Origin of the sequence: Paenibacillus sp. PAMC21692 (genome assembly GCF_014303795.1) — a bacterium.
Classification (GTDB): domain Bacteria; phylum Bacillota; class Bacilli; order Paenibacillales; family Paenibacillaceae; genus Pristimantibacillus; species Pristimantibacillus agaridevorans.
This window is the reverse complement of sequence record NZ_CP060293.1, coordinates 5,674,150-5,685,612: the sequence shown is the minus strand read 5'-3', so window position 1 is coordinate 5,685,612 and position 11,463 is coordinate 5,674,150. Positions and strand designations below refer to the sequence as shown.

General features: G+C 52.5%; 12 protein-coding genes. All 12 read left to right on the top strand.

The window, feature by feature from the left end; all coding sequences use genetic code 11:
* Positions 1-3 precede the first annotated feature (3 nt).
* Complete coding sequence (gene ybeY, locus H7F31_RS23280) at positions 4-501, top strand: rRNA maturation RNase YbeY (protein WP_187100725.1); 498 nt, start codon at positions 4-6, stop codon at positions 499-501.
* Entirely contained in the window at positions 502-861 is a 360-nt protein-coding gene (locus tag H7F31_RS23275) for a diacylglycerol kinase family protein (protein WP_187100724.1), read from the top strand.
* A 72-nt stretch (positions 862-933) separates the two neighbouring features.
* Positions 934-1,335: a cytidine deaminase gene (gene cdd, locus H7F31_RS23270; RefSeq protein WP_397374739.1), complete on the top strand. Its 402-nt coding sequence runs from the start codon at positions 934-936 to the stop codon at positions 1,333-1,335.
* Between the two features lie 2 nt (positions 1,336-1,337).
* Positions 1,338-2,258, top strand: a complete 921-nt coding sequence (gene era / locus H7F31_RS23265; RefSeq protein WP_087567144.1) for a GTPase Era — start codon at positions 1,338-1,340, stop codon at positions 2,256-2,258.
* A gap of 107 nt (positions 2,259-2,365) precedes the next feature.
* Positions 2,366-2,518 carry a YqzL family protein gene (locus H7F31_RS23260; RefSeq protein ID WP_187100723.1) on the top strand — a complete coding sequence of 51 codons (153 nt, stop codon included), beginning with the start codon at positions 2,366-2,368 and terminating at the stop codon, positions 2,516-2,518.
* An 87-nt stretch (positions 2,519-2,605) separates the two neighbouring features.
* Positions 2,606-3,349 (top strand): DNA repair protein RecO, encoded by a 744-nt coding sequence (gene recO, locus H7F31_RS23255; RefSeq protein WP_187100722.1) that lies wholly within the window; start codon positions 2,606-2,608, stop codon positions 3,347-3,349.
* A 329-nt stretch (positions 3,350-3,678) separates the two neighbouring features.
* Positions 3,679-4,566, top strand: coding sequence for a glycine--tRNA ligase subunit alpha (gene glyQ, locus H7F31_RS23250; RefSeq protein ID WP_087567141.1), 888 nt, complete (start codon positions 3,679-3,681; stop codon positions 4,564-4,566).
* Positions 4,559-6,640: a glycine--tRNA ligase subunit beta gene (gene glyS / locus H7F31_RS23245; RefSeq protein ID WP_187100721.1), complete on the top strand. Its 2,082-nt coding sequence runs from the start codon at positions 4,559-4,561 to the stop codon at positions 6,638-6,640. Before glyQ ends, glyS begins: the two co-directional genes overlap by 8 nt.
* Before the next feature lie 230 nt (positions 6,641-6,870).
* Positions 6,871-7,704, top strand: coding sequence for a pyruvate, water dikinase regulatory protein (locus H7F31_RS23240; protein ID WP_087567139.1), 834 nt, complete (start codon positions 6,871-6,873; stop codon positions 7,702-7,704).
* Entirely contained in the window at positions 7,701-8,180 is a 480-nt protein-coding gene (locus H7F31_RS23235; RefSeq protein ID WP_187100720.1) for a YaiI/YqxD family protein, read from the top strand. Before H7F31_RS23240 ends, H7F31_RS23235 begins: the two co-directional genes overlap by 4 nt.
* A gap of 70 nt (positions 8,181-8,250) precedes the next feature.
* The gene (gene dnaG / locus H7F31_RS23230) at positions 8,251-10,080 is read left to right on the top strand and encodes a DNA primase (RefSeq protein ID WP_187100719.1); all 1,830 of its coding nucleotides are present in this window, start codon (positions 8,251-8,253) and stop codon (positions 10,078-10,080) included.
* Between the two features lie 35 nt (positions 10,081-10,115).
* Positions 10,116-11,246, top strand: coding sequence for an RNA polymerase sigma factor RpoD (rpoD, locus tag H7F31_RS23225; protein WP_087567136.1), 1,131 nt, complete (start codon positions 10,116-10,118; stop codon positions 11,244-11,246).
* Positions 11,247-11,463: the final 217 nt, after the last annotated feature.

Below are 11,463 nucleotides of genomic sequence, written 5' to 3'. Positions count from 1 at the left end.
AGGATGACTTTGCAGCTGGATTGGAATAACGAGCAAGACAAATATGATATACAAGATGCATGGATCGGCAAGCTGACGGAGCTGCTGCAGCTGGCAGGCGAGGCTGAAGGCTTGACGGAGGGAGAGGTCGCGCTGACGTTTACGGATGACGAAGGCATCCATGCCCTCAACCGGGATTATCGAGGCATCGACCGTCCGACGGATGTACTGTCGTTCGCGATGCAAGAAGACGGCGCGGACGAGCTTGACATCATTTTCGAAGTAGAAGATGAGTCCGAGAGCGATCCCTTGTCCGGCATGCTGGGCGATATAATCATCTCGGTGGAACGAGCTCAGCTGCAGAGCGAAGAGTACGGCCACTCCCTGGAACGGGAGATCGGTTTTCTGTTCGTGCACGGCTTCCTGCACTTGATCGGTTACGACCACCAGGACGAAAGCTCCGAAGCCGAGATGACGGCGAAACAAGAAGCGGTGTTAAGCCAAGCAGGTTTAACGAGATAGATGGCGAAGTTCGTCCGGAACGTAGGGTTCGCGTTGTCGGGGATCGGACTTGCGATCCGTACGCAGCGGCATATGCAAATTCATTGTGTCGCAGCCGTTATCGTGGTTGGACTTGGACTGTTTCTATCCCTGGACGCGATTCGCTGGAGTCTGATCGTATTCGCGATAGGATTGGTCGTAAGCGCAGAATTGATCAATACAGCCATTGAGCAGGCCGTCGATCTGGCCAGCCCCGAGCGGCATCCCCTGGCGAAAGCGGCCAAGGATGTGGCGGCAGGCGCTGTGCTGGCGGCGGCCCTTGTTGCCATAACGATTGGACTGCTCGTACTGGGTCCGCCTTTATTGGCGCTCTTCTCCTAATACAGAGATTGGAAGGCGGTTGTCAGACATATGCTGATGGAATATACCGGACTTAAACCGGCATACTCGGCCATGCTGAAACAGGCTTATGAAGCGATGGCGCGTGCGTATGTGCCGTATTCGGGATTTCAGGTTGGAGCCGCGCTGCTAGACGCAGAGGGACAAACGCATTACGGTTGCAATGTGGAGAATGCGGCATATGGTCCTACGAATTGTGCCGAGCGTACAGCTTTTTTTCGCGCGATCGCAGATGGACGGTCTGCCGGCGAATTCCGGGCAATCGCGGTTATTGGCGATACGGATGGCCCCATTGCGCCATGCGGTATCTGCAGACAAGTGATGGTTGAATTATGCGCGCCTGATACCCCGGTCATTATGGGCAATCTGCGCGGAGCCTGGAGTATTGCGACGGTAGCGGAATTACTGCCGGGCGCCTTTACGCCAGCGTCGTTAAACAAGGAGGAGCATGAATAAACATGAGCGAACAAGATAAAACGCGCGGCGCAAAAAAATTTAAATCCGGATTTGTGGCCATTATCGGCAGGCCAAACGTTGGCAAGTCGACGTTGATGAACCACTTAATCGGACAAAAAATCGCGATTATGTCGGACAAGCCGCAGACGACGCGAAATAAAATACACGGCGTATTTACGTCAGACGATTATCAGATCGTCTTCCTGGATACGCCGGGCATCCATAAGCCGCAATCCAAAATGGGCAATTACATGAACCAATCCGCGGAAGGCGCGCTTAAGGAAGTCGAAGCCGCGTTATTTCTCGTCGATGTTTCGGAAGGTCTCGGCGGCGGAGACCGCTTTATTATAGAGAAGCTGAAGTCGCTCAAAACACCTGTTTTTCTCGTCATGAACAAGATCGACAAGATAGAGCCAGAAGCGCTGCTCCCGATGATCGCGCAATACAACGAGCTGCACGAGTTCGCCGAGATCGTGCCCATCTCCGCTCTGCAAGGCAATAACGTCAATACGCTTCTGGAGCAGATTACGAAATATTTGCCGGAAGGGCCGCAATATTACCCGGCTGATCAAATTACGGATCATCCGGAGCAATTCGTGTGCGCCGAGCTCGTCCGCGAGAAGATTTTGCATATGACTCGCGAAGAGATTCCGCACTCCATTGCGGTGACGATCGAAGATATGCGCGTGCAAGAGAACGGCGTTGTTTATATAGGAGCCGTTATTTTCGTGGAGAGGGATTCGCAAAAAGGAATCATTATCGGCAAACGCGGCGAACTGCTTAAGGAAGTCGGCAAGCAGGCTCGAAGAGATATTGAAGCGCTGCTTGGCTCGCGGATCTATCTGGAGCTTTGGGTTAAAGTCAAGAAGGACTGGCGCAATCAGGAGCGTGTCTTGAAGGATTTGGGCTTTCGCAACGACTAACGCCGGATGCAGTTTTTTACGTTTTTTGCTAAGGATACCGAAGCGACTATTATCGCATCCTATAACCGTCTGGAGCTACATTTCCTAGGCGGAAAGGATGGATACGAATGCGAGATTTTTCGTGGAAGTATTTTACGTTGACCGGAGACGTCGAGTCCTTCATGCTGTACAAGGAAGTGAATCAATACGGCACGACCGATGAAGCTACTCCGCTTGCTCTGCAAGACGAGGAAGCTGTAAGGATGGATGTACAAGAATAAGCGACATAGCGGTATTATGTATGAATAGTGAGTGTTCAAAAAGTTTTTTTGAACAATAGGCTTATGGTTCGCGGGGGAGAAGCCGGCATGTTGCATCGCGTGGAAGGAATCGTAATCCGCTGTATGGATTATGGGGAAAACAACAAAATCGTTACTCTTTTGACGAAGACGGGCGGAAAAGCCGGAGTGCTCATTCGCGGAGCAAAAAAGGTGAAGAGCCGGCATTCCTCGCTTGCCCAGCCGTTTACGTACGGAGAATTTCAGTTTTTTCGAAGCTCCGGCTTAGGCACGCTTAACCATGGTGAGATCATCGCTTCTCACCATGGCTTGCGCATGCAGCTCGATCTGTCTGCTTATGCCTCTTATGCGGCGGAGCTCACTGATCGCGCTTTGCAGGAGGAAGAAGCAAGCTCCTTCCTGTTCGAGCAGCTTTTGGCGTGTTATACGGCTCTTCAGGAAGGTAAGGATCCGGCGATTGTATTGCATTTGTACGAGATGCGCATTCTCGATCTGGCGGGTTACGCACCGCAGCTGGAACAATGTCTGCATTGCGGCAACGTAATGGGCCCCTTCAAGCTGTCGCCGGGCTCGGGCGGCGTTTTATGCAGCCGTTGCGAGGGGAGAGATCCTTATGGCATTCCGCTTGGCGAAGGGGTACATAAGCTGCTCCGATTGTTTAAGGGCATGGATATGCGCCGATTAGGAGCGATTACGGTTAAGGAAATTACGAAAGCAGAGCTCAAACGGTGCATGAGGGCTCTGATGGACGCGCAGTTGGGGTTACATTTGAAGTCACGCAACTTTCTGGATCAATTGGACAAATTGGTTTGACATTTGACAATCGTCCCTATTACGCATAGAATAGTGGAATATGAATATGGGATGCTGATGGAGAAAGTAACCGTAAGAAATCCGCTAAGCGAGTCGGGGGAAGGTGGAAGCCCGATGCGGGTATTATGGCGAAGGGCGCTCCGGAATCCTTTGAACGAAAGCGGGTTGTTCTTGCGGACTTACATTCGCAAGGTCGGCCAAGTAGGGTGGAACCGCGGGAATTATACTCTCGTCCCTATGTCTGGAAGCAGACGTAGAGGCGAGGGTTTTTTGCGTGCTTTGCGGATCGTGCTTCTGCAACACTAAACATATAGAAGGAGTGTAACGGCATGAATTTTCAAGGCATGATTTTGACGCTTCAACAATTCTGGGCGGAGCAGAACTGCATTCTCGTGCAGCCGTACGACGTGGAGAAGGGAGCGGGGACCATGAATCCTATGACTTTCCTGCGCTCTATCGGACCCGAACCGTGGAACGTGGCTTATGTTGAACCCTCCCGTCGTCCCGCCGATGGACGATATGGCGAAAATCCCAACAGGCTGTATCAGCATCACCAATTCCAGGTCATTCTTAAACCGTCGCCCGACAATATCCAGGAACTTTATCTGGAAAGCCTGAAGCGGCTTGGCATTGACGCGCTCGACCATGATATCCGGTTCGTCGAGGACAACTGGGAATCGCCGACGCTAGGCGCATGGGGACTTGGCTGGGAAGTATGGCTGGACGGCATGGAAATTACGCAATTCACCTACTTCCAGCAAGTTGGCGGAATCGATGCGAATCCGGTAGCTGTAGAAATCACTTACGGCATGGAACGTCTTGCTTCCTATATCCAGCAGAAGGAGAATGTCTTCGATCTGGAGTGGGTAGAGGGCGTAACTTACGGAGACGTGTTCCTGCAGCCGGAATACGAGCATTCCAAATATACGTTTGAGACATCCGACACGGCGATGCTGTTCACCCTCTTTAACATGTATGAAGAAGAAGCCCGGAAGACGATGGAGCAGCATCTCGTATTTCCTGCTTACGATTATGTGCTTAAATGCTCTCATGCGTTCAATCTGCTTGACGCTCGAGGCGCAATCAGCGTAACGGAGCGCACGGGCTATATTACTCGTGTACGGAACCTGGCCCGTCAATGCGCGGCTACCTATTACGAGGAGAGAGAACGGCTCGGATTCCCGATGCTGAAGAAGGGAGTGGAGCACAATGGCTAAAGATTTGCTGCTGGAGATCGGGCTGGAAGAAGTGCCCGCAAGATTCGTTCGCGCGGCGATGAATCAATTAAAGGAAAAGACGGCGAAGTGGCTCGCCGAGAACCGGATCGGCCATGGAGAGGTTGAAGCCTACGCAACGCCAAGAAGACTTGCGGTGATTGTGCGCGAGGTAGAGGAGAAGCAGGCAGACAGCAATGAAGAAGCGAAAGGGCCTTCCCGTAAAATCGCGCAGGACGACTCAGGCAACTGGAGCAAAGCCGCTTTGGGCTTTGCCCGCAGCCAGGGCGTGGAGCCGGAGCAGCTGTATTTCCAGGAGCTCGCCGGAGTGGAGTATGTATATGCGCGCAAAAGCAGCATTGGAGCTCCTACGGACGGCTTGCTCTCCGAAGGATTGAGCACGCTGATCACATCGATGTCCTTTCCCAAAAATATGCGATGGGGCGCTTACGACTTGAAATTCGTAAGACCGATCCGCTGGCTGGTCGCGCTGTTCGGAGAAGCGATCGTGCCGTTCGAGATTGCCGGCGTCGAGACGGGACGCATCACGCGCGGTCATCGGTTCCTGGGCGAAGAAGCAAACATAGCAACGCCTGCCGATTATAAAGAAGCGTTGCGCCAGCAGCAAGTCATTGTCGACGTCGAGGAACGCGAAACGCTGATCGTCTCCCAAATCAAAGGTTTGAGCGAGGAGAAGGGCTGGAACATCGCGATCAAAGAGGATCTGCTGGAGGAAGTATTGTTCCTTGTCGAATATCCAAATGTGCTCTTCGGAACTTTCGATTCTTCTTTCCTGCAAATTCCGCAAGAAGTGCTGATTACATCCATGCGCGAGCATCAGCGTTACTTCCCAGTGCTGGACGAAACCGGGAAGTTGCTTCCGTTTTTCGTCACGGTGCGCAATGGCGACACGAGAAGCATCGATCTTGTCGCGAAAGGAAACGAGAAGGTATTGCGGGCGAGACTTTCCGATGCGAAGTTCTTCTATGCGGAGGATCACAAGCTGACGATCGACCATGCGCTTAGCAAGCTGGAGAACATCGTCTATCACGAGGAGCTGGGCACGGTAGCGGACAAAGTCCGCCGCATCACCGACATCTCGAAACTGATCACGGATGCTTTGCAGGTAGAAGCCGAGCAGGCCGCTCGAGTTGCCCGCGCCGCTGCAATTTGCAAGTTCGACCTCGTCTCGCAGATGGTATACGAATTTCCCGAGCTGCAAGGCATCATGGGCGAGGATTACGCCAAGAAGGCAGGAGAGCACGACTCCGTTGCGAAAGCCGTCAACGAGCATTATCAGCCTAGATTTTCGGGCGATGCCATTCCTTCCGGATTGGAGGGGGCTATCGTCAGCCTCGCGGACAAAATCGATACGATAGTTGGCTGCTTCTCCGTCGGCATCGTGCCGACAGGTTCGCAGGATCCGTACGCTTTGCGCAGGCAAGCGGCGGGTATCGTTCAAATTCTGCTAGGTCAAAATTTGAAGCTTACTCTTGGCGAGCTGTACGAAATCGGCCTATCCGTTCACGAAGCGCGCGGTCTGAAACGTGTCTCGGCCGATATTCGCCAGGATCTGAACGACTTCTTCTCGCTTCGCGTGAAGAATTGGTTGTCCGAGCAAGGCAACCGCTACGACGTTGTCGACGCCGTCATGGCGGTCGGATTCGACGACCTGGCGCTTACGGCTAGCCGGGCGGCGGCCGTTCAGCCGCTGGCGACGGCTACCGACAAATCGGAGTTCAAGAGCGTCGTGGAAGCCTTCAATCGCGTGGGCAACCTGGCCGGAAAGTCGGAGAGCGGCGAATTCGATGCCGCACTGTTCAGCGAAGCAACAGAGACAAAGCTGTATGAAGCATGGATTTCGGCGCGCCCCGACGTACTATCCGCCGTGGAGCGCAAGGACATTGCGGATGCTCTGCGGAAGTTGTCTGCTTTGCGCCCGGCCATCGTCGATTATTTCGACAACGTTATGGTTATGGACAAAGACGACAAGGTACGCGTCAATCGGCTGGCAACACTGTCCGCCATTGCGCGGGACATCGCGCTTGTCGCCGATTTTTCCAAGTTGGTATGGTAAGGCGAAAGTCCGAGAACCTCACGTACTAGAAGGGGTTTTTCAAAAAGTCCAATTCCCATTACGAAGTATGCCAAGAAGCTTACTCGACATCGAATATTGAAGGCAACCGAACCTTCCGGTGCTCACGTAGCTCTGCTACGCTCCGCTCCTCAGTTTCTAGTTGCCTTCAATCTTCTCGGTACTGAGAACCGAACTTTTTGAACACGTACTAGAAAAGGAGGTGCAAGCTCATGGTGACTGGAGTCAAGTCCGAAGTAATCGTTTATGTCGTATCCGATGCAGCAGGCGATACAGGCGAACTGGTCGTACGGGCGGCGATCGCCCAGTTTCATCCGATTCAGGCCGAAATTCGAAGATCGCCGTTCGTGACGGAGCCTGCCGCGCTGGAGAGAATCGTTCAGCAAGCAAAACTGTCGCAAGCGATTCTGTTATACACCCTCGTTATCCCGCATCTGCGCGATTCCATGAGAAAGCTGACAGAAGAGAACGGCGTTGCGGCCATTGATCTGCTGGGACCCTTTATTGAGACGCTGGAGCAGCGCACCGGCCGGAAGTCAAGACAAGAACCGGGACTTAACCACGTGCTCGATGCGGATTACTTCCGTAAAGTAGAGGCTGTTGAATTCGCGGTAAAATATGATGATGCTCGTGATACATCAGGCGTAACAAAGGCCGATATTGTCCTCGTCGGCGTATCGCGCACATCAAAGACGCCGCTCTCCATGTACCTTGCCCATCAAAAGTACAAGGTGGCGAACGTTCCGCTCGTGCCGGAGCTGAAGCCGCCGGAGGAGCTGTTCAAGCTTCCCAAGAGGAAGGTGATCGGGTTGACGATCGACACCTCCTATCTGAACGTGATTCGGAAGGAACGGCTAAAGGCGCTGGGGCTGCCCAATACGGCGGCGTACGCTACGACGGACCGGATCGAGAAGGAACTGAGGTATGCGGAAGATATTATGAGCAAGCTTGGCTGCGTCGTCATCGATGTCTCGCATCGTGCTGTCGAAGAAACGGCGAGTCTGATCATGGAATACGTTCGAGGGCAGAATGGTGACCGTACATGACACCCGGTACGCCGCTAGGATTCTCTATCGTTGTTGATGCGGATTCTTGTCCGGTCAAGCACGAGATCGTCGTGACGGCACTGCAGCATGGCGTGCCCGTGCTGATGGTCGCATCGCATGACCATCGGCTGGAATCTCTGCCCGGCGTGGAGATTGTTCAAGTGGATCGCAGCGATCAATCCGTCGATCTGTACATTTTAAACCGTATCAAGCGAGGCGATATTGTCGTTACGGGGGACTTTGGCCTCGCTTGCGTCGCGATCGGTAAAGGGACCGTCGTCCTATCGCCCAGAGGCGAGCAATACACGGACGCCAACATCGATTATTTGATGGAGCGAAGGCATGAAGGCGCCAGAAGGAGGCGCGCAGGAGGGCGAACCAAGGGTCCAAAAGCAATGACAGGCGATGACCGAAAAACTTTTCAACAAAAGCTGACAAAAGTTTTGATCGGCATGCAGGAGATACATGACATATAGCGAATAATATTAGAAATCTAAGTTTGCCGTGCGCGGGTCGTCCGCAATCTTAGAATGTAGGTGATGAACGATGACAAGCGGTAAGATACCGGAAGAAGTGATTGACGCAGTCCGAAAGCGTCATGACATCGTCGAAACGGTCGGGAAATACGTTCATCTCACGAAGCAAGGCAAATATATGAAGGGGCTTTGTCCGTTTCATTCCGAGAAGACACCTTCGTTTACGGTTACTCCGGAGCTTCAGATCTTCCATTGTTATGGCTGCGGTAAGAGCGGCAACGTGATTCGATTTGTCGAAGAGATGGAAGGCTACAGTTTCCCGGAGGCCGTGAAGGTGCTTGCGGAGGAAGCGGGCATGCCTATTACGTGGCAGGAGAACGGAAGCGGCAGAGCCGCCCCGAATCCCGAACGCGAAGGTCTTGTAGAGGCACATGAGTTATCCATCAAGTTTTATCATTATTTACTGAACAACACGAAGCAGGGTGACAAGGCCAAACGTTACTTGCGGGAACGCGGATTAAGCGATAAGCTGATCGATCACTTCATGATCGGCTTCGCACCGGACGAATGGGATGTACTGACACGGTTCCTCACCGGCCGAGGGTACGAGCCTGCATTACTCGAGAAGGGCGGGCTGTTGTCCGCCAAGCAAGATGGCAGCGGCTACGTAGACCGGTTCCGGGGACGGATTATGTTCCCGTTATGGGATGCGGGCGGCAAGGCGTCGGCTTTCGCTGCACGAATCATCGACGAGGGTCAGCCCAAATATCTCAATTCGCCGGAAACGATGTTGTTCACAAAGAGCAGAACGTTGTATAACCTGCATCACGCGAAGGCTGCGATACGCAAGAGCAAGCAGGTTGTTTTGTTCGAAGGTTATATGGACGTCATCAAAGCCTGGCATGCCGGCGTCAAAAACGGCGTAGCGACAATGGGCACGGCGCTTACGGAGGAACACGGCTCTATCCTTCGCCGGCATGCGGAAGAAGTGCTGGTCTGCTACGACGGAGACGACGCCGGACAAGCGGCAGCCAGCAAGTCGATCCCTCTGCTGGAAAGCGCCGGTCTCAAGGTGATGATTGCCATGCTGCCGAAGGGCAAGGACCCCGACGATTATATAAGTGAATACGGTCCGGACTCGTTTATGCGGGACGTGGTGGACAGTCCGGTATCCGTTACAAAATTTAAGCTTATATATTCAAGGAAAAACCATATACTGCTAAAAGAAGAAGGCCGAAAAAACTATCTGATGGAAGCAGTAGAAATTGTGGCAGGAGTGGAATCCTCTACGGAGAGGGAAGTGTATCTCAAGGAGTTGTCCCGCGAATTCGATATTTCGCTCGACGCGCTGAAGCAGGATTGTAACGTAATCCGCGTCGAAGCGCAAAAAAAGAAGCCGCAAGGGGATAATAACGACAATTCGTGGAATAATGGTAGAAATGAAAAGCGCCGTACGCCGGGGAGAACTCCAATATTGCCGGCTTACGCGAATGCGGAACGAAGATTGCTGCATGCCATGATTCGTGATCGCGATATTGCCGAGTCCGTGCATGAACGGATTGGCGATTCGTTTAACGTTGAGGATCATGCAGCGCTTGCTGCTTATTTATACGCCTATTACGCTCAAGGGTATGAACCGGACGCCGCTCGGTTCATCTCGACGCTGCATGATAAGCGTCTTGAAGAGACAGCGACGGCCATTATGCTTCTTGATGATCATTCTCCAATAGACGATGCCATTATGGACGATTATGTCGGCAAGATCCTTAGAGAACCCCATATCCGGGATATCGAGCGGAAGAAAGAAGAGATGGTGCGTGCCGAACGTGCTGGCGACGCCTTATTGGCGGCGCAATTAGGACTTGAGATTATAACCCTAGAGAGACAGCTGAAAGGTTAACTTCATGATGCTTCTAGGGAGGAGGGAGTCGGATTATGGCGAACGATCAACATACTGAATTGGATACCGAACAGAAGCTGGATCAGGTCAAGGACAGTCTGATTGAACAAGGGAAGAAGAGATCCTCCTTAACCTACAAAGAAATTATGGAGAAACTATCCCCCTTTGATCAGGATCCGGAGCAAATCGATGAATTCTTCGAGCAGCTCGACGACTTGGGAATCGAGGTGCTTAACGAGAACGACGATGTGCATCCGCTAGGCGCTCAGAACGAAGAACAGGAGCGCGAAGGAGACGACTTCAACTTCGACGATGATCTGGCGCTGCCTCCGGGCATCAAAATTAATGATCCCGTCAGAATGTATCTGAAGGAGATCGGACGAGTACCGCTATTGTCGGCGGATGACGAGATCGAGCTTGCGATTCGGATCGAAAACGGCGATGAAGAAGCAAAACGCCGACTCGCCGAGGCGAATCTTCGACTCGTGGTCAGCATTGCGAAGCGGTATGTCGGACGCGGGATGTTATTCCTCGACTTGATTCAGGAAGGGAATATGGGTCTCATTAAAGCGGTCGAGAAGTTCGATCATCAGAAGGGATTCAAATTCAGTACGTATGCTACATGGTGGATTCGTCAGGCGATTACCCGCGCTATTGCGGATCAGGCGCGTACCATTCGTATTCCCGTTCATATGGTGGAGACGATTAACAAGCTGATTAGGGTTTCCCGTCAACTGCTTCAGGAATTGGGGCGCGAACCTTCGCCCGAAGAAATTGCGGTGGAGATGGAGCTTAGCACTGAGAAAGTGCGCGAGATTATGAAGATTGCTCAGGAGCCCGTATCGTTAGAAACGCCTATCGGCGAAGAGGATGATTCGCATCTGGGCGACTTTATCGAAGATCAGGAAGCGCTGGCGCCGGCCGATGCAGCAGCCTATGAGCTCCTTAAGGAGCAGCTGGAAGATGTTCTTGATACGCTGACTGAGCGCGAAGAGAACGTATTGCGGCTTCGCTTCGGTCTGGATGACGGCCGAACGAGAACGCTGGAGGAAGTCGGCAAGGTGTTTGGCGTTACGCGCGAGCGGATCAGGCAGATCGAGGCCAAAGCTCTTCGCAAGCTTCGTCACCCGAGCCGTAGCAAACGTCTAAAGGATTTCCTTGAATAACGGATGAAATGATGACCTTTCTGCTATTGCAGCGAGGTCTTTTTTCAACGTATCGACTTATAGAGGTTGTTCAAAAAGTCCGCTTTTGATCACGAAGTATGCCAAGAAGCTTACTCGACATCGAATCTTGAATTCAGGCGAAACTAAGCAAATGCTTACGAAGTATGTTTCCTTCGGAAACATTGCAGGTGCTCACGTAGCTTCCACTACGCTCCGC